This window comes from Streptomyces sp. NPDC021115, from assembly GCF_044333065.1.
Classification (GTDB): Bacteria; Actinomycetota; Actinomycetes; order Streptomycetales; family Streptomycetaceae; genus Streptomyces.
Genome location: NZ_JBIRQF010000005.1, coordinates 43475 through 64150 on the forward strand (window position 1 = coordinate 43475; position 20676 = coordinate 64150).

Sequence of the window (20676 nt, forward strand, 5' to 3'; positions counted from 1 at the left end):
CACACCTCTTCTTCGGCACACTACTGACTCGGGGGCCCTGTCTGTGGAAGCACTGGATCAGCACGCCTTACCCTCCCTGCTGCACCTTCTGTACGAACGGGCGCGGACGCAGCCCGATCGGCTCGCCTACCGCTTCCTGAAGGACGGGACGAGCGAGCACGCGGTCGACTGGACGTACGGCGAACTGGCCGCACGAGCCGACTCGGTCGCCGCCGACCTGGAGAGCCGGGGACTCAGCGGCGGACGGATCATCCTGGCCCTCGCTCCCGGACTCGACTACGTGGCGGGCCTGTTCGGCATTCTCAGGGCGGGCTGCACCGCCGTCCCGTCCTTTCCGCCCTTCGGGCGCCGCGCCACCAGCCGGTTCCTCACCATCGTGGAGGACTGCGCCCCGGTGGCCGTGCTGACCGACGCCGGATTCGCGGGCCAGGTCATGGAGTATCGGCAGCGATTGCCGGAATCCGCCCGGTCACTGGAATGGATCCTTCCGGACGAGCAGTTCGTCCAGGGGGACGCCAAGCCTTCCGGCCGGCTCCGGGCGGCGGATCCGGCCCTGCTCCAGTACACCTCGGGGTCGACGGGGGAGCCGAAGGGCATCATCCTGACCCACGCCAATCTCGTGGCCAACTGCCGGGTCTTGGACGTCCACATGGGCTTCGACGCGGACCGGGTGGGTTGTTCCTGGCTGCCCCCGTACCACGACATGGGCCTCATGGGCACCATCATGCTGTCGCTGTACGGCGGCTGGCCGCTGGTCATGCTGTCCCCGATGCACTTCGTGCAGGATCCCTACCGGTGGCTGAAGGCGATCACCGACAATCGCGTGACGATCAGCGTCGGACCGAACTTCGCCTTCGATCTGTGTGCCACGACGGTCAGCGACGACGAGTTGGCGACGCTGGACCTCAGTACCCTGCGGCAGGTCTTCTGCGGCAGTGAGCCGGTGTCGATCGCGACCCTGGAGAGGTTCGCGGAGCGGTTCGGGCCCGCCTGCGGATTCGACCTGTCGTCGCTCATCCCGTGCTACGGACTGGCCGAGGCGACCCTGTTCGTGTCCGGCAAGCCGGAGCGAAGCACCGGCATCCGTACCGAGTGGCTGGACAAGAAGGCCTTGGAGGCGGGCGCCGTCCGCCGGACCGACACCCAGGACCCGGCCGACGCGACAGCCGTGGTGAGCTGCGGGGTGATCGCGGACGGCCACCAAGTGATCATCGTCGATCCCGATTCGTCGGAGCCCCTTGCCGCCGGCCGCGTGGGTGAGATCTGGGTGACCGGCCCCAACATCGCAGCCGGTTACCTCCATCGCCCGGATCTGACCGATCGGACCTTCCGTGCCCGTCCGCAGGGCCGCACCGGCGGCCCCGTCCATCTGCGCACGGGCGACCTTGGTTTCCTGCTCGACGGGGAGCTGTTCGTGACCGGACGGATCAAGGACCTGATCATCGTCAGTGGCCGCAACCTCCATCCGCAGGACATCGAGCGGTCGGTGCTCCAGGCGGACGCGTTGGTCCGCCGGACGGCGGCCTTCTCCGTGCACAATCCGGCGCGGGACGAGGAGGACGTGGTCGTGGTCGCCGAGTACCGAGGGACACCCCGGGACTTCACGGCGCAGGAGAGCGACCTCAGGGAGCGGGTGACCTCGGCGGTGGCGGGCGACCACGGGGTGCGTCTCGCGGCGCTCCACTTCGGCCCGCCGGGCACGGTCCTGATGACGACCAGCGGCAAGGTCCGGCGCCGTGCGACCCGTGACGCCTACCTGGCCGGCACTCTGAGTGCGTTTCCGCCCGTCGCGGTGGGGGATCGGGCGGTGGTGTCATGACAACGGCTGATGTCAACGCCGGTCTGCCGGATCCCGGGGCGGAGATCGCCGGGAAGGTGGATGCCGCGGCCCGCCGACTGGCCTGGATCACGGTCGGGGTGCCGACCCTTGGCATGATCGCGGCCATCGTGTTCGCCGTGCGGTATGGGTTCACCCTGCTGGACGGCGCGGTCTTGGTGGTCATGTACATGATCACTTCGCTAGGCGTGGAAGGCGGCTTTCACCGCTTCTTCTCGCACCGCTCGTTTTCCGCGGGGCCGGCCGTAACCGCTTTCTGGGGCATAGCCGGCAGCATGGCGGCCCAGGGGCCGGTGGTGTTCTGGGTTGCCATCCACCGCCAGCATCACGCGTTCACCGACCGCGACGGCGACCCCCACTCCCCGCGGCCGCTGAGCGACGGCTGGACCGCCCGTCTGCGGGGTCTGTGGCACGGACACGTCGGCTGGCTGTTCAGTGTGCGCCGGCAGGACTGGAGCAAGCGCGCGCCGGACTTGGTGCGGGACCGGCTCGTCATGCGCCTCAACCAGTACTACTTGGTCTGGGTGCTGGCCGGGCTCGCGTTGCCGACGCTCCTCGGCTGGCTTTTCACCGGTAGCGTTCGAGGAGCGCTGGGCGGTTTCCTGTGGGGCGGGCTGGCCCGCATCTTCCTGCTCGACCACGTGACGTGGGGGGTGAACTCCGTCGGTCACACCCTGGGCAACCGGCCCTACCGCACGCGCGACAACAGCAGGAACGTGGCGCCCTTCGCCGTGCTGTCCGTGGGGGGCTCCTGGCACAACAACCACCACGCCCGCCCCTCCCTGGCACACAACCGGCACGGACTGTGGCAGATCGATCCGACCGGGGCCGTCATCCGGGTGTTCGACGCACTCGGTCTGGTATCCGGCGCGCGCTATCCCGAACAGTTGCGCCCGCAAGAGAAGAGGAGCTGAGCGTGTCATCGGCCAGCAGCGCTGCGGCTTCCAGCGTGGTTGCGAACGCAGTGGTGAGGCTCGATCCGGTAAGTCTGCGGATCAAGCGATTCTCCGCTCTCACCACCATGACCCTGCCGCTCATCGGCACAGCCGTGGCGGCCTACTTCCTGTACACCGGGCGGTACACCGCCACCGATCTCTGGCTGTTCGGCGTGATGTACTGCGTGCACATGTTCGGCATCACCGTCGGATTCCACCGCTACCTGGCCCACAAGGCGTTCAAGACCTCGCCGTTCTTCGAGGCGATGATGATGACCACCGGGTCCATGGGTGCTCAAGGACCACTGATGTTCTGGGTGACGACGCACCGCAGACATCACCGGTTCAGCGATCAGGAGGGCGATCCGCACTCGCCCAACCTGCACGGCTGGGCCTTCAGGGCCCGTATGAGGGGGCTGTGGTACGCGCACATGCCGTGGATGCTCAGCGCGGAGACCACCAAGTGGACCGTCTTCGGACCCGATGTGCTGCGCAACCGCCGTCTGATGTACTACCACCGGACTTACCCCGTGTGGGTGGTCACGGGGCTGGCGCTTCCCGCCCTTGTCGGCTTCGCCGTCGAGGGAACGCCGATGTCCGCCGTGACCGGTCTGGTCTTCGGCGGGCTGGCCCGCATCTTCGTCGCCAATCAGGCGGCCTGGTGTGTCGGGTCCATCTGCCACGCCTTCGGCGGACGCCCCTTCGACAACGGCGACCGCAGCGCCAATAACTGGCCGGTCGCCATCTTCACCTTCGGTGAGGGGCTCCAGAACAACCACCATGCCTTCCCGGGCTCCTACCGGCACGGCGTCAAGTGGTGGGAGCCGGACGTCAGCGGCTGGCTGCTGGCGGGGCTCGGCAAGGTCCGTGTCGTGTGGGACCTGCGAGAGCCGGACAAGGCGACCATCGCCAAGCGCAAGGAACAGGTCAAGACGGCGCGCTGAGCCAGGCCGCGCCGATTTCACACATCGGGCAAGAGGGAGCGTTGGGTGTTCAGGAGAACGAAGAAAGTAGCGAACCCGCAGGGGCCGTTGACGGAGGCATCGCTGAAGCAGTGGCTCGTGGACTACCTGGTCGTCCAGGTGGAGATACCGCGGGACGGCATCGACACCAGCAAGACCTTCGAGTCCTACGGGCTCGACTCGAGAGTGGCGGTTCAGGTGTCCGGGGCTCTGGAGAAGATCGTTGAGCGGAGGCTCTCCCCGGGACTGCTGTACGAGTACCAGTCCATCGACGAACTGAGCCAGTACCTGGCCAAGGAACTCAAGCTGTAGCCCGGACGTTCGCAGAGGAGACGACATGGGTGCATTCGACTTCCCCTCGGCACCGGACGAGCACTTCCAGAAGTTCATGCGCCAGGCGGAGCAGATCGAGGGCGAGCGGCTCGCCGCGGCCATCCCCAGGGAGCTGATGGAGCCCCGCGTGGGCCGCGGGATCCTCGGTTTTTCCGTCAGCTGGGTCCTGTATGCCGGCGCCATCGTGGGTGTGGCCTGGTCGCCCACCTGGCTGCTGTGGTTACCCCTGTGGATCGTGGCGGGGCTGGGCGGGTGGGGTCTTCACTGCATTGCCCATGACTGCGGGCACGGTTCCTTCTCCCGGTCCCGGAGATTCAACTACGCGATCGGGCATGTCTCGCTGCTGCCCCTGATCTATCCCTTCCATGCCTGGCGTCATGTGCACAATATCCACCACAGCAGCACCAACCACCTGGAGCTGGACACCGACTGGCGCCCCCTGCCCGCCGGGATGTTCGACCGGATGTCCCTGTGGGACAAGGCGGTCTATATCTCGACGCGCACCTGGGCGTTCTGGGGTGGCACGATCAACTACTGGATCGAATCCGGCTTCCGGCCCGGTTTCTTCCCCAAGAAGGGCCAGCGGCGCGAGGTACGGCGCTCAATCGCCTTCGTGGCGGCTGTCGCCGTTCCGTACCTCGCGGTCCTCGGGTACTTCACCGGCGTGCAGGGGCTGCTGATCTATTTCGTGGCTCCCTGGCTGGCCACTCACGCCTGGTTCAGCGCGACCACGCTCATGCACCACAGCGCCAGTGACGTGCCTTACCTGACGGCCGAGTACTGGACGCGCAACGCGAGCCGCCTGCTGGTCACCACCGACTACGTGTACCCGAAGTGGCTGCTCTTCCTGACCCACAACATCTCCATCCACACCGCTCATCACGTCGCCCCGGTGATTCCCTACTACAACCTGCCCAAGGCGCAGACAGCCCTGAAAGAGCGCTACCCGGGGATGGTCCGGGAGCAGCGGTTCGGGGCCGGCCAGATCTGGCGCATAGTCCGGCACCTGCACTTCTATGACACGCAGTCCGGCTTCTACGCGGATCTCTCACGCAGCCAGGTGACGCCCGAACCTGCCCCGTCGATCACCGCGGAAAGTGCGTCGTGACGCCATCGCCGCTGCGCGGGATCGCGCACAGCGTTCTGACGGCCGTGGCGCCGAGGGCAGGGACACGCTGGGCCACGGACGTTTTCAGCAGTACCCGCACGTTCGGCTCCCGCCCCGCGAGGGTCCTCCCCTTCGGGGCGCGGGAGTTCGAGGTCGTCGGGAACAGTGATGTGGCCACTGGCTTTCTGTGGGGCGAGGAGCGGACGGGCGCCGGGACGGTGCTGCTCCTCCACGGATGGGCCGCGGACAGCAGCAGCATGCACTCCCTCGTCCGCCCGATGCGTGACCTCGGTTTCAAAGTCGCCGCCTTCGACGCCCCGGCGCACGGAGCGTGGGACGGCGACATGGCGACCATGACCCAGTACACGCGCGCCGTGGGAGCCGTCATGAACACCCTCGGGGACGTGAGGGTGGTCATCGCCCACTCCCTGGGAGCCATCGCGGCCGTCGGAGCGGCTGCGGAGCGGAAGGGCGCCGAGGTCGACTGCATGGTTCTGATGGCACCGGCCTGCACCCTGGGCGGTGTCCTCGACAGGTGGGACGGGGCGGGGTTGCGGCTTTCGCAGTCCGTGGTGCGGGGCGTCTACAGCGAACTGCACCAGCGCAATGGGGTGCCCGTCAGCCACTGGGATGTGGTCGCCCTCGGAGGCTCGCTCGATCAGCCGGTACTCGTGGTGCATGATCCGGACGACTCCACGGTGCCGTACTCGGACGGGGAGGCCGTCGCGGCGGGTCTGAGCAACGTACTGCTGGTGCGCGCGCCCGGGACCGGCCACTTGGGCATCCTCATGTCGAGGGATGCCATCGCCACTGTGTCCGCATTCGTCGCCGGCCAGACGTGCGGGCGCCGTAGCACCGAGGGAATTGCATGAGCGAGCGGTCCGGTAAACGCGCATGGATGTGTCTGCTGTGCGGCTGGGTCTACTACGAGGAACTGGGACTTCCGGAAGAAGGCATTCCGCCCGGCACCAGGTGGGAGGACATCCCGGATGATTGGGAGTGCCCGGACTGTGGCGCCGCCAAGTCCGACTTCGTCATGGAGGAACTCTGACCACATGGAGGGATTCTGACCACCGGCCCTCGGCCCCCCGAGGCTGAGGGCCGAGGCGTGGTCCGTCCCCCGCCCCGGCGCGTTCATCCCTCCCGTGTGTGGTGGTGATCGGTCCAGATGTCCTCGGAACTCAGGTCCGCGACGGCGTACTTGCCGAGCCCGCTGAGCAACAGCCGCATCTCCAGGGCGAGGCAGTCCACGAGATTGACCAGGCCCTGGCTTTGGTCCTCGTCCGCCGCGAGGAGCGCGGCCCGGCCGATGCCGACAGCCGTGGCGCCCAGGGCCAGGCACTTGACGGCCCGCGCGCCTTCCCAGATCCGGCCCGTCACCAGCAGGCAGTTGTCCTGCGGGTCCACGCGGTCGAGGCACTCCGCCAGCGGCAGCCCGACATGGTCGAGGAAGGCGCGCGGGGCCCAGCCCGTGCCGCCCTCCGCACCGTCCACGGCGACGGCGTCCGCTCCTGCCTCCCAGGCAACGGCGGCAGCACGCCCGACGTCACGGGCCGGTGGCAGCTTCACCCACACCCGGCAGCGCGGGTAGTTGTTCCGCATGAGCCGGATCTGCTGGCGCAGGATCTCGTCGGTGAAGGTGCCGGGGCTGCTGCACCGCAGGACCGCATCGCTCAGCGGACCGCACACGTTCATGATGTCGTACTGCGCTGAGAGCCGGGCCGCCCGGTCGCGGGGGACGAGAGTCATGCCACCGAGGCCCGGCTTGGCGCCCTGCCCGACCTTCAGCTCGAAGGCGAGGCGTCCGGACTCCAGCAGGGACTGCACCGAGGGGTCGCTGTACACCAGGTTCCAGACCTCGGCATCCGCGTCCTCGGTGCTCTGCTGGACGACGACACCGCCGTAGTCGTCGGGCACGGAGTCGGCATAGGCGGTGATGCGGCGCAGAAGGGTGCTCGGGGCTTCTTCCGCCATGCGTCCGTAGCCCGATACGGGGACGATGTTCTCGCCTATCACCATGGGGATGCCCAGCCGGCCGGCCTGCCGGGAGACGGCTTCCCCCAGGTCGCCGCCGGCCACGCGCGTAGAGCCGAAGGCCGAGACGTAGAGCGGCAGCCGGGAGCGGAAACCGCCGATGCCGGTTTCCAGGTCGACGTCGCCGGCCACCGGCTCGCGTCCGAGGTCGAGCAGCTTCTCGAGCCGCAGCGGTACGAAGACGGGCGGTACGAGCCGGGCCCGGTCGATCATGTCGGCGGTCGGTGTGCTGTCCGTACCGTGCTGGCCGAACAGGGTGGTGCCGTACTCGTCGGCCTCCGGAAACGCCTGCACCGAGCCGAGTCTGGCCCGCGCCGCCACTGCCTGCCGGGGAAAGCCCGGTGCTCTCAGATCGGTCGCGTCGGTCATGGGCGCGGGTCTCCCGGCAGCTTCGGGTAACCGGAGGCCTGCCAAGCCGCGTCGAGCCCGCAGAGGAAACGGGTGAAGCGCTCCACGCCCAGGCCGAAGCCCGCGCTGGAAGGAATGCCCTCGCGGGCCAGCGTCAGGTACCAGTCGTACTTGGCCGGGTTCTCACCCGTCTCACGGATCCGCATGACGAGGTTGCGGTAGTCGGACTCGCGCTCGCTGCCGCTCATCATCTCCCCGAAACCGCCCGGGAAAATGAGGTCGAAGTTGCGCAGTACACCGGGCTCGGTCGTACTCTCCTTGTCGTAGAAGCCTCGTGAGCCCTTGGGGTAGTCGACGAGGAAGAACGGGTGGTCGGCGGCCCGGGAGATGATCTCCTCCCCCTGCCAGTCGATCTCCGCCCCGGGCTCCTGCTCGTGGCCCGTGCCGCGCAGATCGGCCACGGCTTGCCCGTGCGGCGTACGCCCGTACGGCGCGTCGAGTATCTGCTTGAGCGTCTGCGGGTCCCGGCCGAGCGTCTCCAGCTCGCTCTGGGCGGTGGAGAGCACATGCTCCACGACGTGCTTGGTCAGCCGCTCGGCGATGGCCATGGCGTCCTCGCGCGAACCGTCTCCGATCTCCACGTCGAGCTGGTGGAACTCGACCAGGTGCCGGTGGGTGACGGCGGTCTCCATGGGTTCCAGGCGGACGTTCGGCGCCACATGGAAGATTTTTCCGAAGCTGAGCAGCGATGCCTGCTTGTACAGAATGCCGCTGGTCATCAGCTTGTAGCGGTGGCCGTAGTAATCGATGTCGACCTGTTTGGCACCACGCGCGCCGGGGTCGGTGACCGGGCCGATCGTGGGCGGGAGAAGCTCCTGGAAGCCTTCCCCAGTAAGGAACTCACGTGCCCCTGCGAGAAACTTACTCTGAACAGCCAGCGCGGCACGGGTGCGCTGCGAGGTCAGATGAGCGCGTGGCGAGGGCAGTGCCGCGCCATTGGTCTCCTTGGACAAGCTCCGAACCTTTCCATTCGTGTGAAGCGGGTTGCCTCACCCAGGAAGTGCGAGTGCTGACCCGGCATAGAAGTGACTGGTGGTCAGATCAGCGCGCCAAGTGGATCGTAGCCGCCGATCGCGAATCCATGCTGCCGAGGTGATGTTGGACACATGGGAATGTTTTTGTTTGAGCGGATCGAAATAGATCCGGAAAGTGTTGTGTCACATCCTGGGCCGAGGTCCCTCGAACAAGGTCGCCCACGCCATTGTCTGCCTGCGGGCTTAATCGGAGTCTTGTATTCCCCCGACGGGAGCTCTGGCCGCCACGCGAGGCGGCACCTCCCGTCGCCGTGCGTCGCGCAGTGACGTCAAACACATTGCGTCAGTTGCCGCTTGACCGTCCATCGAGGGCTGTGTCAGCATCCGATCGTTCACGAGTTCGGTGAACCGTATGACCGTTTTGGTCACAGTTGCGCGCTGGCGCGATTTTCATCTCATGTCGGGGGGCTGGCGTGTGAGGGTCTTGGATTCGTTTCCTTTTTATTGCTTTTTCTCTGCACGTGATGGTGCCGTGCAGGTATAAGCGTCGGGGTAGAACTCACTTATCATAAAAGGTGTTCGAATGGACTCTCTTGGTCAGGCGCCAGGGCAGAGCGCTGGCGTCGATCCGTTACAGGTGCACTGGTGCTCGCCCCTGGACAGTGGGCAGCAGAAGGCAAGCGAGAAGTACCAGGCCGGTGAACTCGACTTCGATGGAATCGTCGACTTCGCGCGCGAGGCGGATGCACTTGGTGTCGAATCCCTGCTGATGGGGATCAGCTACCACATGCCGGATCCGCTGCCCATGATCGGCGCACTGGTGCGGGAGACCGAGAAGGTCACCTTCATTCTGGCGTACCGGCCCGGACTGTTATCTCCCACCCTCTTCACACAGGTGGTCAACACGGTCTCCTGGATGTCGGACGGCCGTATCGCTCTCAATCTGGTCGCTGGAATCTCCCCGGCCGAGCAGGCGTTCTACGGTGACTTTCTCGCCCATGACGACCGTTACGCGCGCTCCAATGAATTCCTCGACATCTGCCACCGCTTCTGGAAGGGCGAGAAGCCGCTTTCTTACGCCGGTGAGCACTACCGGATTGAGGAGGCGCAACTGGGCCTCGGGTACAAGGGCGGCGGCCGCCCGAAGATCTACATCAGCGGCGCTTCCGGCGTCGCCCAGAAGACCGCCATCGAACACGGCGACTGCTGGCTCCGCTACGGCGACACCCCCGAGGGCATCGCTCGCGTCACCGAGCCGCTGGTGGCGCAGGGCTGCCGGGTGGGGATCCGCATGCACGTGCTCGCCCGGGAGTCCAGAGAAGAAGCGCTCGCGGTGCTCGAAGAGATGATGCGCGACCCCGATGAGGAGCACAGGAAGTGGGTCAGCGACTTCGTCTCCACGTCCGACTCCGAGGCGGTCAAGACCTCCTTCCGGTTGGCTGATCGGGCCAGTGGCGACTGGCTGTCGCCCGTCCTGTGGTCGGGAGCCGTCGCGTACCGGGGCGGCCCGGCGCTGTGCGTGGTGGGCAGCTACGAGGAGGTGGCCGAGTACCTGTTCCGGTACAAGGCGGCCGGAGTCAGCGAGTTCATCTTCTCCGGATGGCCGACGCGCGACGAGATGCGCATCTTCTTCACTCACGTCCTGCCTCTGATACGCGGGCACGAGCGCAATGCGTCGATGGCATGAGTCCGGTGCCTCCGCTGCACCGCGGCCTCTTCGCCACCGGGGTCCTGCTCGGCCTGATGGCCGAGCAGGTGGTGATGTTCGCCGTACCTCTGCTGATCTTCCAGGACACCAATGAGGTTTCCAGCCTCGGCTTCGCCTTCGCGCTCGAATGGCTCCCGGGTCTGATCGCCTATCCGTTCGCCGGTCTGATCGCCGACCGCGACGGCGGCGCACGCCTGTTCTCCGTGGTTTCGGGCGGCCGCGCCGTGGTGCTCGTGGTGGTGGCCGCGCTCTGCCTGGCGCAGCCCTCCTGGACCACCGCGATCCTGATGACCAGCGGCGCCGTTCTCTCGGTCCTGGTGGCACCAGTGCGGATGTCCGTCGAGAAGATGGTCCCGCTTCTCGCCGAGGGCGAGAAAATGGCCCGTACGCAGGCGCTCGTGCAGAACATGGAGTTGCTGGCCATGGCGCTGGGGCCCGCCCTGGCGATGCTCGCCGCCACCTTGCTGGGCAAGGTCTGGTTGCTCGCGGTCGCGGGCTCGGTCTTCGCCGTGGCTGCCGCTTGCTGGCTTCCGCTGCCGCGCGGCGTGCGGCAGCCGGCCGCGGGCAGTTCGCGTGCGGTGTTTCAGGAGCTCGCCCTGGGCTGGTCGCTGCTCATCAAGAACCGGCCGGTGCTGCTGCTGGGCATGGTCAACTTCGCGATCAACCTCGCCGTCGCCGCGATGCTCAGCGCCAACGCCGCTCTGGTGACCGGGGTGTTCAAGGCACCGGATTCGGCCTTCGCGCTACTCAACACCTGCGTCGGCGTCATCGGGTTCCTCAACCTCATGGTCATCCCTGTCCTCCTGAAGCGGTTCGACGTGCACTTCCTCGGCGGACTGGGCTTCTCGCTGCTGTGCGGCGCGCTGCTGCTCACCGGGGTGGTCGGCTCCTTCGTCGGCTACGCCGTGTTCTTCGTGGCGGCGTTGACCGGTGTCGCGTACTACAACGTCTTCAACCGCACCCAGCGGGTGAGAGTGATCGCCAAGGAGCACCTCGGCAAGGTGATGGGGCCCTTCTACCTGCTCAACCTCCTGTCCTACCCGATCGCGGGACTGCTGGTCGGCAGCGTGGGTGCGGCATTCGGCCCCCAACGGCTCATCCTGGTTCTCGCCGTCTGTCTCACTGGGTTCGGGGCGGTCTTCCTGCCGCTCACCATGCGCAGCTTCCGACGGTCGCTCGTCGACGGCGAAGAGGTCCCCGTAGGAGTCCAAGCGTGAGCAAGACCTTCCGGTGCGTCCTCAGCACCGTAGAGTCCGATTCGCACATCTGGAATCTGGTTTACCTTCAGAAGTTGCTCGAGGAGCACGGCGCCACCGTCCTGAACTTGGGCAGTTGCACCCCGGCCGGTGACGTCATCCGTGCCATTTGTGAGTTCGGCCCCGATCTGCTGGTGGTCTCCAGCGTCAACGGCCACGGCCATCACGGAGCCCGTGTACTGCTGACCGAGATGCGACGGCACGGCCTGGAGGTGCCCTGTGCCGTGGGCGGCAAGCTGACCACCGCGGAGTCGGACAACGACCGGGTGCGCCGCGACCTCCTGGCCCGCGGGTGGACCGATGTGTTCACCGGGGAGGGAGCCATCGAGTGCTTCCGGAAGTTCCTCCGGTTCGGCACCACCCTCAACTTCTCCGCGTGGCGGCCGGACGCCGCGATCGTACCGCCGTGGGATGCCCCGGAGCACGTACAAACAGGAGTGCAGCGATGCATATCGTAGTCGTCAACCGCTGGCCACGCTTCTTCGACGGCGTGCGCTGGGACAACGAGCTGACCCGGTACGAGGAGTTCATCGACCACGACCGGCACCAGGTCAGCTATGTCGTGGACCTCCTCGGCGCCGATGGTGTACTGGCGGATCCGTCGAAGATCGCTTCTCTCGTGCGGGTCGATGACGTCAACGATGTCGACGCCCTGCGCGCGGCGGTCGCCGGCATCGCCGACAAGGTCGGCCCGGTCGACCAGCTCATCGCCCTCTCCGAGTTCACCCTGGAGGTCGCCGCCAGGGTTCGGCACGACCTCGGCATACCTGGGCCCGCCCCGGACGAGGCCGCGGTGTACAGGGACAAGGTCCGGATGAAGGAGGTGCTCGGCGAGCGTGGCCTGCGCGTCCCCCGGTTCAGTGGCTGCCACAGCCCCGATCAGGTCCTCTCCTTTGCCAGGTCCGTCGGTTTCCCGGTGATCCTGAAGCCGGTGGACGGCGCTGCCAGCATCGGGGTGCACCGGGTGGAGGACGAGCACGCCCTGAAGGAACTGCTCCCCACGCTCGACCTGAACCGCTACGAGGTCGAGGAGTTCATCACCGGCACCATCTTCCACGTGGACGGGTACGCCGACGATGATGCGGAAATCCCCTTCCAGGTCGTCTCCCGCTACGTGAACGACTGTCTGGCCTTCGGGTCGGGGGAGCCGCTGGGCTCGGTCGTCCTCCGGCACAGCGCGCTGCGTGACCGCATCGAGGCGTTCTCCCAGGAGTACGTGAAGGCTCTCGGCATGCGCACCATGCCGTTCCACCTGGAACTCTTCCTGACGCCGGCGGGCGAGCTGGTGTTCTTGGAGGTCGGTGGCAGGGTCGGCGGCAGCGAGGTGCCCCATCTGCTGAACAAGCTGTTCGGGGTCAACCTCTACGAGGTCTGGCTGCGTTCCCTGTCCGGCGAGACTGTTTCGGTTCCTCCCAAGTCCGGTGACCCCTCCGGTGGCTGGCTGGTCCTGCCCAAGCCGGCCGGTCTGCCCGCCCGCGTGACCAAAGCGACGTCCATGAGGGGCCAGGTGGAGACCATCTGGCGGGAACTCCTGCCCCGCGAGGGGGACGTCCTCGAACCGGGCGGTTCGTACGACGCACTGCACAGCGGCCGTTTCATTCTGCTGCACGATGACCAGGACCGGGTGGAGGCGGACATTCGCCACATCATCGAGACATTCGAATTCGAGGCGACTTCGCTATGAGCCATGAGACGGTCATCGGCACCCGCGCGGGCGACGAGGATCTCAACGCCCGTCTGGCCGGCTATCTGAGCGATGTCGAACTGGACGGCGTCAAGACAACCGGCGCCCGGCTGATCGACGCCGCGGGCGGCGTGGACAAGCTGCCCGGCTACACGGTCATGGTCGCCTACGGCGGCGGCAAGGACAGCACCTACGTCGTCGCCTTCGTCCGCGCGGTACAGCTCCACCTCGCGCTCGGTTACGGGCGGACCTTCGTCCTGCGCGTGGCCAACATGCGGCACGCGGGTGTCCCCGTGGCGGTCATGGAGAACATCCACCGGGTGTACGGCGCTCTCGGCCTGCTCGACGATCCGCGGGCCGAGCTGCTGACCATCGACCACACTCAGGTCCGCCCGTTCCGTGTCGACCTGCCGATGCCCGAGCGGATGATCTCCATCAACCGTGTCGACGTGCTGATGAACGGCCACCGCGCGGCCGGCGACGGACGACCCACCTTCTGCAACAGCTGCAACCTGTCCGTGGCCGACTTCTACGGCCGTGCCGCCTGGTTCCGAGGCGGAGTCGACGCCGTGATGACCGGGGACTCCCGGCGTGAGCAATTGCTGTACTCCGCGTGGATCAGGCGGCTGGCCAAGGCCGTGGGCGTGGACGTCGAGGAATACCGCGGCATGGGTTTCCAGGGGATCCTCACCGCCCTGCGCGGTATCGGGGACGCCTACTTCCGTGAACTGTTCGGTGACGGCAGCGAGGCGGAACTCGCCGAGCGCGAGGTGTCCACCGGTGACCGCTCCATGCAGCCGGAGTTCATCTCCATCTACGATCTGGTCAGCTACCGGGTACACGACCACTGGGACCTGATCGTCGGCTTCCTGGGTTTCCAGTTCGACGATCTCGCCTTCAGCTTCAGCGAGTCGGACTGCGCCAACCCGAACCTCATGGCACACCTGCGAGGCCTGCGCAGCGAGTACGTGCTCGACCGGGAGTACGACGCCGGCGTCTCCGAGTACCTGCGACTGGCCGAAGAGCTGATGCGGAAGAAGGAGATGCCGGACGATCTGATCCGGCTCGCCCTGAGCCGTTACGACTCGCCGGGGAAGCGGGCGCATCGGCGCAAGCTCTCCGCCGACTTCGCCCTCCAGGCCTTCGGTCTGACCGATGACGCTCTCGTCGCGATGGTGTTCTCGCCCTTCACCGACCGCGGTGAGCGGCTGCGGGCGTTCCTGGACCGCTGCCATCCGTCGATGTCGGACCAGGTGGACCGGCTGCACCGGGTGCTGCGAGGGGGGACCGGCTGCGAGGGGGACACCGAGGCCGCCTCCTGGCTGGAGCGGGTGTCCGGACTCACGGTGGCCCATTTGCGCACGTTGTACGGCAGTGGCCTGGTGAACTTCACGGCCCATGACTCGGTGATCTCCCGAGTCCGGGCCGACGACCCGCACAAGCACCGGATCGAGACCGTTGATCCGGTGACCGGAAAGCCCGTCTTCGAGCTTGTTTCGGGCCGGTGACGTGACAGAACACTTCGACCGGTTCATCGGAGCGAGCCGTGCGCGGGGCGCCCTGGTGGTCCAGCCACGTATGGGATTCGGCACGGTCGGTAGCATGGCGGCGGGGCTCCGGGAGGTCGCCTCGCTCGGCTTCCCGGTGGTCGGCACGATCACCATCGACAGCTACACCAGGGTTGGTGACTACACGACGCCACTGGAGCGGCTGGCCGCCGGGGAGGAGCTGAACGGCTACCCCCTCGTCTCGCACCCAGTGGCCGCCACCCGGACGATGCTGGGCGGTCTCCACGGGCCCGGGTTCCCCGTCCAGGTGCGGCACGGGACGGCGCGCCCCCAGCGCGTCTTCGAGAGACTGGTCGAGGCCGGTCTCGGGGCGACGGAGGGCGGTCCGGTCTCGTACTGCCTCCCGTACAGCAGGCTGCCGTTGCCGGACGCCGTCGCCGCGTGGGCCGAGAGCTGCCGCTTCCTCGTGGGGGAGACCGAATCGGGGCACATCGAGAGCTTCGGGGGATGTCTGCTGGGCCAGCTGTGCCCGCCCTCGCTTCTGGTGGCGATGACGGTGCTCGAAGGCTGCTTCTTCCGCGCGCACGGTCTGCGGCACATGTCGCTCAGCTACGCGCAGGGCACGCACCCCGCCCAGGACAGGGGAGCGCTGCGAGCGCTGCGGTCGCTTGCGGGGGAGTACCTGGCGGACACGGCCTGGCACGTGGTCCTGTACACGTACATGGGACTTTTCCCCAGGACTACGGCCGGTGCCACCGCCTTGATCGAGGACAGTGCCCGGCTGGCCCGCGACTCCGGCTGCGAGCGGTTGATCGTCAAGACGGTGTCCGAGGCGTGGCAGATTCCGAGCGTCAGGGAGAACATCTCGGCACTGCGGCTCGCGTCGGCGGCCGCCGAGGGGGAGCCCGGTCAGCCGACCGCCTTGGAGGACGCGTATTTCGAGGAGACGCTGGCCGAGGCCCGGCTGATCGTCGATGCGGTGCTCAACCTCGATTCCGACCCGGGGGCCGCCCTGGTCGATGCGTTTCGGCTGGGTGTGCTCGACATTCCCTACTGCCTTCATCGGGACAACCGGGGCGCCACGACCTGTGTGATCGACAGCCGCGGGGCCCTGGACTGGGAAAACACCGGAAACCTGCCGCTGCGCGGCAGGGGTCGGCAGTCCGGCACCGCACTGACATCGGACGAGCTGTTCGCGATGCTCAATCACGTCGCGCGCGGCTATGACAACCATGAGTTCGAGTGGGGACTGAGCCAACTATCATGAACGATCCGAGACGTCCGGCGGACCGGCCCACTCTTGTGCTGGTGGACGCGTTCTCCACGGGGGCCATGCTGGCGCACGAGGCGGCCAGGAGCCACCGCCTGATTCACGTGTGCTCGCGCTCCACCCTCTCCGACACCTTCGCCGCCAGTCTGCCCACCGAGCTCTTCGCGGAGGAGCACAGCTATCCGGGCGAGGACGGTGAGCTGGTGGCGCGGCTCGCGGCGCGGAATCCGGTAGCCGTCATCGCGGCCAGTGAGTTCGGGGTGGAGGCGGCCGACGACCTGGCTCACGCCCTGGGGTTGCGCGGCAACGATCCGGTCCTCTCGTCGGCCCGGCGCGACAAGTCCGCCATGATGGAGGCCCTGGCTAAGGCCGGGGTGCGCACCCCCCGGCAGTTCCGCGGCGACGATGTCGCGGAGCTGCTGGGCTGGTGGCGGGCCGGGGGAGCGGGCCGGGTGGTGGTCAAGCCGCTCGACAGCGCCGGCTCGGACGATGTCCACACCTGCGAGACCGAGCAGGAGATCACTGCGGCGTTCCACGCCATCATCGGCAAGCTCAATCTCATGCTGCGGACCAACGAGGCCGTTCTGATCCAGGAGTATCTGACGGGTGACGAGTACGTCGTCAATACGGTCAGCCGGGACGGTACGCACTGGTTCACCGACGCATGGATCAGCCGTAAGACGGTCCGCGACCACATCCGGAAGCTCTATGATGCCGAGGACCTGCTGTCACCCGCGGAACCAGCGCTCGAGGTGATCCTGCCGTACGTCTCCGACGTTCTGGACGCGCTCGGCATCACCGACGGCCCCGGCCACAGCGAGCTGATCCTCACCCAGGACGGCCCGGTGCTGCTGGAGACCGGTGCCAGGATCACCGGGCTGGCCGATCCAGCGGCGCTCGACCGCTGTACGGGCGCCAACCAGGTCGGTCTGACGCTGGACTGCTACGTGGGCGACGGCACGGTCCTGACCGGCCGCCCGGTGCGCTATCCGGTCCGTGAGACCGCGCGCTGCGTGAACCTGATCGCCCACCGCTCGGTGCCCCTGCCGGTGGCGCGCCTGCGTGCGGAGCTGGAGCGGCTGCCGGCCTTCGAGAGGGTGCGCTTCCGGCTGGCCGAGGGCGCGCCGACCCGCCGGACGGTCGATCTCAACTCCTCGCCGGGCGCCGTGTTCCTCGTCCACGAGGACGCGGGTGAGGTGGACAAGGCGTACCACGCGCTGCGAGAGCTTGAGCATGAGCTGCTCTGAGTCCCCCGACGCACGGCGTGCACGCCGGTGGCGAAGATTCGAGAAATGATGGTGCAGTCATATGCCGATAGGCGCTGAGCGGTTCCGTGACATCTTCGGTTCTTTCCCGACTGCGGTGGCCATCGTCACAGTTGTCGACGAGCAGGGGGGTGTGCCCCGCGGATTCACCTGTAATTCCGTCTGCTCGGTGTCGGCCGAACCCCCGCTGCTGCTGATCGGGGTGGGCAAGCAGTCACAGTCCCTGCCGACGCTGATGTCCTCCGGCCTCTTCGCGGTCAATTTTCTGGCCCGGTCCGGCCACACCGCTTCGCGGATCTTCGCCGGGAAAGGGAAGGACAAGTTCGCCGGGGTGGTTTGGAAGCCGTCGGCGCTTGCCGGTGGCGCTCCGATACTCACCGACATCGCCCTCGCGTACGCCGAATGCCGGACCACACGGACCGTCGAGGCGGGCGACCACTGGCTTTTCGTCGCCGAGATCGAGGGCGGCGAGGCGTTTTCCCGCGAGCCGCTGCTGTACTGCCAGGGGAACTACAGTTCATGGACACCGCTGGCCGCAGTCGAGGGGTGAGACATTTTTGTGTCCTGGGCCTTCCGAAGCGGAAGGCGACGCCTTTGGCGAACAGGCCCGTTGACGTGCGATGTGAACTGTATCACCTTCAATCATTTTTCGTTGAGGAGTCAGCACCGCCTGGGTAACGTTCTGCTGCCGTCAGGGACCTTGCAGACCGGAGCGGGGTCATTCTTCGCGCCCCTCCCAGACGAGTTTCATCCAGTAGTGCTCTCAGAAGGGCGCCCGTGTCCGACCTCGACTTTTGTCCTCCCGCGTCTTTACCGACGGCGCTCGGGAGGCCGCGGTTCAGCCCTTTTCGGGAGTTCACACGGGAATCCTGGAGCGGGTTCCGGGACGAAAGCAATCCACCGGTCACCGATGCGGAGCTCGATCAAATTCGCAGCATAGGCGACCCGGTGGACATGCATGAGGTGACCGACGTCTACCTTCCGCTCTCCCGGCTGGTCCGCCTTCATGTGTTATCCGCCTGGCAGCGCCGCAAAGCGTGTGACGCACAGTGGGGAGCGGCCGACTTCTCCATACCGTTCGTCCTCGGCATCGTCGGGGGCGTGGCGGTGGGGAAGAGCACTCTGGCGCGGCTGCTGCGACTGCTGATCACGCGGTGGCCCGAGCGCCCCAGTGTCGCCCTGGTGACCACCGACGGCTTCCTGCGTCCCACCGCCGAGCTGCGACGTGAAGGCCTGCTGTCCCGCAAGGGCTTCCCGGAGTCGTACCGGAGCCGTGCCCTCCTGGAATTCATGCATGAGGTCAAGGCCGGTGTGCCCGAGATCGAGGTCCCGGTCTACTCACACCTCGCCTATGACGTCGTACCCGGCGAGAACCTGAGGCTGCACCGCCCCGACATCCTCCTCGTCGAGGGGCTCAACGTCCTGCAGCCGCCGGCCGTCACCCCGGAAGGCAGAACCCATCCTGTGGTCAGCGACTACGTCGACCTCGGCGTGTACCTCGACGCCCGCAACGAGGACATCCGCCGGTGGTACGTCGAGCGCTTCCTCACCCTCAGGGACACCGCCTTCCGGGCCAAGGCGTCCTACTTCTCGCACTACGCCGGACTCGACGACGAACAGGCCCGGGAGCAGGCCCATCAGATCTACGCGCAGATCAATGAGGTCAACCTGGTGCAGAACATTGAACCCACGCTGGGCAGGGCGGACATCGTCCTGCACAAGCGCGCCGACCACAAGGTGAGCCGGGTGTGGCTCCGTAAGTGGTGATACGCGCGACCCCGTACCGACTGCCGGCCTGTGCCGGTCACAGCCGGCCCATCGACGTCGCCCCCGCCCGACAACACTTGCGCATGGAGAGAACTCGGTTATGCCCTTACGTCGGAAGATCCTCCTCACGGCCTGCTGCACTCTCCTGGCGGGCGGACTCACGGGATGCGGCGGCTCCGGACCGCGGGGCGGTTCGGCCGACGGCCTCGAGGTCGGGCTGATCGCCGAGCCCGCCAGCCTCGACTTCTCCACCACCGACGGCGCGGCCATTCCGCAGGCGCTGCTGGGCAATGTGTACGAGGGACTGGTCACGGTAGACCAGCACGGCGAGATCAAGCCGGGGCTCGCCGAACGCTATGAGCGCAGCGCCGACGGCCGTACGTACACCTTTCACCTCCGCAAGGGCGTGAAGTTCACCAACGGCGCGAGTTTCACCGCTGACGACGCCGTCTTCTCCATCAACCGGGTCAAGACCAAGTGGAAGCTCAAGATCGCCCACCAGATGGACGTCGTTTCCAAGGCGGTCAAGGTAGACGCCTCGACGGTCAAGGTCACGCTGAAGGAGCCCAGCAACGGCTGGCTCCACTCGATGACCTCGCGCGTCGGCGCCATGTTCAGCCGGACCGGCGTCTCCGACCTCGCCCGCCGCCCCGTGGGGACAGGGCCGTTCCGGCTCAAGACGTGGCGCCGCGGCGACCGGCTGGTCCTCGACCGCAACCCCGGCTACTGGGGCACGAAACCCGCACTGTCGTCGGTGACCCTGAAGTACTTCAAGGACGCCGGAGCCATGAACAACGCGATGCTCACCGGCGATCTCGATGTGATCGGCAACGTGCAGGCCCCCGAGACACTGTCCCGCTTCGCCGACAAGAACCGCTACCGGGTCATCGAGGGGACCTCGACGGCCGAAGTCGTGCTGTCGATGAACAACTCCCGCAAGCCGTTCACGGACAAGCGGGTCCGGCAGGCCGTCCGCCACGCCATCGACCACAAGGCGCTCCTGGAGGCGACGAGGGACGGGCGGGGCACCCTGATCGGAACCATGGAGAGCCCCACCGATCCCTGGTACACCGACCTTGCCGGTCGTTATCCGTACGATCCGGCCCGCGCCAAGAAGCTGCTGCGCGAGGCGGGGGCCGAGGGCAGCACCATCCGTCTGCGCATCCCCAACCTGCCCTACGCCGTCTCCTCGGCCCAGTTCGTCAAGGACCAGCTGGACCGGGTCGGACTGAAGGTCTCCATCGAGACGCTGGAGTTCCCGGCGCGCTGGCTTTCCGAGGTCTTCACCGGGGCCGACTACGACATGTCGATCATCGCGCACAACGAGCCGCGGGATCAGTGGATCTTCGCCGATCCGGACTACTACTTCCGCTACCGCAACTCCGCGTACGCTGACCTGCTCGAGGAAGCCGACACCGGCGAGGCGGGGAAGGAGGCCGGACGCATCCGCAAGGCCGTCACGATGTTGTCCGATGACTCGCCCGCCGACTGGCTCTACCTCCTGCCGAACCTGATGGTCGCGAACAAGAAGTTGACTGGTCTGCCCGTCAATCAGGTCGGCGAGGGGCTGAACCTCTCGAACGTGCGGTGGTCGGGCAAGTGAGGGCCCACCTGTCCGGTGCGCGGG

General features: G+C 67.0%; 19 protein-coding genes. 17 read left to right on the top strand and 2 right to left on the bottom strand.

The genetic code is table 11. The annotated features are described in order from the left end of the window. Positions 1-43: 43 nt before the first annotated feature. The 7 genes from ACH4TL_RS17830 to ACH4TL_RS17860 all read left to right on the top strand — a co-directional run bounded on the left by ACH4TL_RS17830 (position 44) and on the right by ACH4TL_RS17860 (position 6226). Positions 44-1819, top strand: a complete 1776-nt coding sequence (locus ACH4TL_RS17830) for a fatty acyl-AMP ligase (RefSeq protein WP_398315034.1) — start codon at positions 44-46, stop codon at positions 1817-1819. Further along, positions 1816-2751 (top strand): acyl-CoA desaturase, encoded by a 936-nt coding sequence (locus ACH4TL_RS17835; RefSeq protein WP_398315036.1) that lies wholly within the window; start codon positions 1816-1818, stop codon positions 2749-2751. Before ACH4TL_RS17830 ends, ACH4TL_RS17835 begins: the two co-directional genes overlap by 4 nt. Before the next feature lie 107 nt (positions 2752-2858). After that, a complete protein-coding gene (locus ACH4TL_RS17840; RefSeq protein WP_398315038.1) occupies positions 2859-3716 on the top strand; it encodes an acyl-CoA desaturase in 858 nt (285 codons plus the stop codon). 45 nt (positions 3717-3761) lie between these two features. Beyond that, positions 3762-4046, top strand: a complete 285-nt coding sequence (locus tag ACH4TL_RS17845) for an acyl carrier protein (protein ID WP_398315040.1) — start codon at positions 3762-3764, stop codon at positions 4044-4046. Between the two features lie 25 nt (positions 4047-4071). Further along, the gene (locus tag ACH4TL_RS17850; protein ID WP_398315042.1) at positions 4072-5175 is read left to right on the top strand and encodes a fatty acid desaturase; all 1104 of its coding nucleotides are present in this window, start codon (positions 4072-4074) and stop codon (positions 5173-5175) included. 170 nt (positions 5176-5345) lie between these two features. After that, entirely contained in the window at positions 5346-6047 is a 702-nt protein-coding gene (locus ACH4TL_RS17855) for an alpha/beta hydrolase (RefSeq protein ID WP_398315044.1), read from the top strand. Continuing rightward, positions 6044-6226 (top strand): rubredoxin, encoded by a 183-nt coding sequence (locus ACH4TL_RS17860; RefSeq protein WP_398315046.1) that lies wholly within the window; start codon positions 6044-6046, stop codon positions 6224-6226. The genes ACH4TL_RS17855 and ACH4TL_RS17860 overlap by 4 nt, the downstream gene beginning before the upstream one ends. Positions 6227-6309: 83 nt before the next feature. Here the strand turns inward: ACH4TL_RS17860 and ACH4TL_RS17865 are convergent, their stop codons facing one another. Both ACH4TL_RS17865 and ACH4TL_RS17870 read right to left on the bottom strand, forming a co-directional pair. Then, positions 6310-7578 carry a glutamate synthase-related protein gene (locus ACH4TL_RS17865; protein ID WP_398315048.1) on the bottom strand — a complete coding sequence of 423 codons (1269 nt, stop codon included), beginning with the start codon at positions 7576-7578 and terminating at the stop codon, positions 6310-6312. Next, positions 7575-8570 carry an asparagine synthetase A gene (locus ACH4TL_RS17870; RefSeq protein WP_398315050.1) on the bottom strand — a complete coding sequence of 332 codons (996 nt, stop codon included), beginning with the start codon at positions 8568-8570 and terminating at the stop codon, positions 7575-7577. The genes ACH4TL_RS17865 and ACH4TL_RS17870 overlap by 4 nt, the downstream gene beginning before the upstream one ends. 604 nt (positions 8571-9174) lie before the next feature. On the opposite strand from ACH4TL_RS17870, the gene ACH4TL_RS17875 reads away from it, so the two are divergent. From ACH4TL_RS17875 to ACH4TL_RS17920, 10 genes are all read left to right on the top strand, one after another. Further along, positions 9175-10278 (top strand): LLM class flavin-dependent oxidoreductase, encoded by a 1104-nt coding sequence (locus tag ACH4TL_RS17875; RefSeq protein ID WP_398315052.1) that lies wholly within the window; start codon positions 9175-9177, stop codon positions 10276-10278. Then, positions 10275-11516, top strand: a complete 1242-nt coding sequence (locus tag ACH4TL_RS17880; RefSeq protein WP_398315054.1) for an MFS transporter — start codon at positions 10275-10277, stop codon at positions 11514-11516. Before ACH4TL_RS17875 ends, ACH4TL_RS17880 begins: the two co-directional genes overlap by 4 nt. Continuing rightward, the gene (locus ACH4TL_RS17885; RefSeq protein WP_398315056.1) at positions 11513-12013 is read left to right on the top strand and encodes a cobalamin B12-binding domain-containing protein; all 501 of its coding nucleotides are present in this window, start codon (positions 11513-11515) and stop codon (positions 12011-12013) included. Before ACH4TL_RS17880 ends, ACH4TL_RS17885 begins: the two co-directional genes overlap by 4 nt. Further along, on the top strand, positions 12001-13239 hold the full coding sequence (locus tag ACH4TL_RS17890; RefSeq protein WP_398315058.1) for an acetyl-CoA carboxylase biotin carboxylase subunit family protein: 1239 nt from the start codon (positions 12001-12003) through the stop codon (positions 13237-13239). The genes ACH4TL_RS17885 and ACH4TL_RS17890 overlap by 13 nt, the downstream gene beginning before the upstream one ends. Then, a complete protein-coding gene (locus ACH4TL_RS17895; protein ID WP_398315060.1) occupies positions 13236-14747 on the top strand; it encodes a PqqD family protein in 1512 nt (503 codons plus the stop codon). The genes ACH4TL_RS17890 and ACH4TL_RS17895 overlap by 4 nt, the downstream gene beginning before the upstream one ends. Before the next feature lies 1 nt (position 14748). Next, positions 14749-16014 (top strand): methylaspartate mutase, encoded by a 1266-nt coding sequence (locus tag ACH4TL_RS17900; RefSeq protein ID WP_398315062.1) that lies wholly within the window; start codon positions 14749-14751, stop codon positions 16012-16014. After that, a complete protein-coding gene (locus ACH4TL_RS17905) occupies positions 16011-17264 on the top strand; it encodes an ATP-grasp domain-containing protein (protein ID WP_398315064.1) in 1254 nt (417 codons plus the stop codon). Before ACH4TL_RS17900 ends, ACH4TL_RS17905 begins: the two co-directional genes overlap by 4 nt. Before the next feature lie 61 nt (positions 17265-17325). Beyond that, a complete protein-coding gene (locus ACH4TL_RS17910) occupies positions 17326-17832 on the top strand; it encodes a flavin reductase family protein (protein ID WP_398315066.1) in 507 nt (168 codons plus the stop codon). Positions 17833-18059: 227 nt separating this feature from the next. Then, positions 18060-19049 (top strand): type I pantothenate kinase, encoded by a 990-nt coding sequence (gene coaA, locus ACH4TL_RS17915; protein ID WP_398315068.1) that lies wholly within the window; start codon positions 18060-18062, stop codon positions 19047-19049. Positions 19050-19149: 100 nt separating this feature from the next. Continuing rightward, positions 19150-20652 carry an ABC transporter substrate-binding protein gene (locus ACH4TL_RS17920; RefSeq protein ID WP_398315070.1) on the top strand — a complete coding sequence of 501 codons (1503 nt, stop codon included), beginning with the start codon at positions 19150-19152 and terminating at the stop codon, positions 20650-20652. Positions 20653-20676 lie beyond the last annotated feature (24 nt).

Excerpts from the sequence above, each read along its gene's own strand:
- ACH4TL_RS17890 (WP_398315058.1), top strand. The coding sequence starts at position 12,001 with ATGCATATCGTAGTCGTCAACCGCTGGCCACGCTTCTTCGACGGCGTG.
- ACH4TL_RS17895 (WP_398315060.1), top strand. The coding sequence starts at position 13,236 with ATGAGCCATGAGACGGTCATCGGCACCCGCGCGGGCGACGAGGATCTC.
- ACH4TL_RS17865 (WP_398315048.1), bottom strand. The coding sequence starts at position 7,578 with ATGACCGACGCGACCGATCTGAGAGCACCGGGCTTTCCCCGGCAGGCA.
- ACH4TL_RS17905 (WP_398315064.1), top strand. The coding sequence starts at position 16,011 with ATGAACGATCCGAGACGTCCGGCGGACCGGCCCACTCTTGTGCTGGTG.
- ACH4TL_RS17920 (WP_398315070.1), top strand. The coding sequence starts at position 19,150 with ATGCCCTTACGTCGGAAGATCCTCCTCACGGCCTGCTGCACTCTCCTG.
- ACH4TL_RS17875 (WP_398315052.1), top strand. The coding sequence starts at position 9,175 with ATGGACTCTCTTGGTCAGGCGCCAGGGCAGAGCGCTGGCGTCGATCCG.
- ACH4TL_RS17910 (WP_398315066.1), top strand. The coding sequence starts at position 17,326 with ATGCCGATAGGCGCTGAGCGGTTCCGTGACATCTTCGGTTCTTTCCCG.
- ACH4TL_RS17880 (WP_398315054.1), top strand. The coding sequence starts at position 10,275 with ATGAGTCCGGTGCCTCCGCTGCACCGCGGCCTCTTCGCCACCGGGGTC.
- ACH4TL_RS17850 (WP_398315042.1), top strand. The coding sequence starts at position 4,072 with ATGGGTGCATTCGACTTCCCCTCGGCACCGGACGAGCACTTCCAGAAG.
- ACH4TL_RS17860 (WP_398315046.1), top strand. The coding sequence starts at position 6,044 with ATGAGCGAGCGGTCCGGTAAACGCGCATGGATGTGTCTGCTGTGCGGC.
- ACH4TL_RS17840 (WP_398315038.1), top strand. The coding sequence starts at position 2,859 with ATGACCCTGCCGCTCATCGGCACAGCCGTGGCGGCCTACTTCCTGTAC.
- ACH4TL_RS17835 (WP_398315036.1), top strand. The coding sequence starts at position 1,816 with ATGACAACGGCTGATGTCAACGCCGGTCTGCCGGATCCCGGGGCGGAG.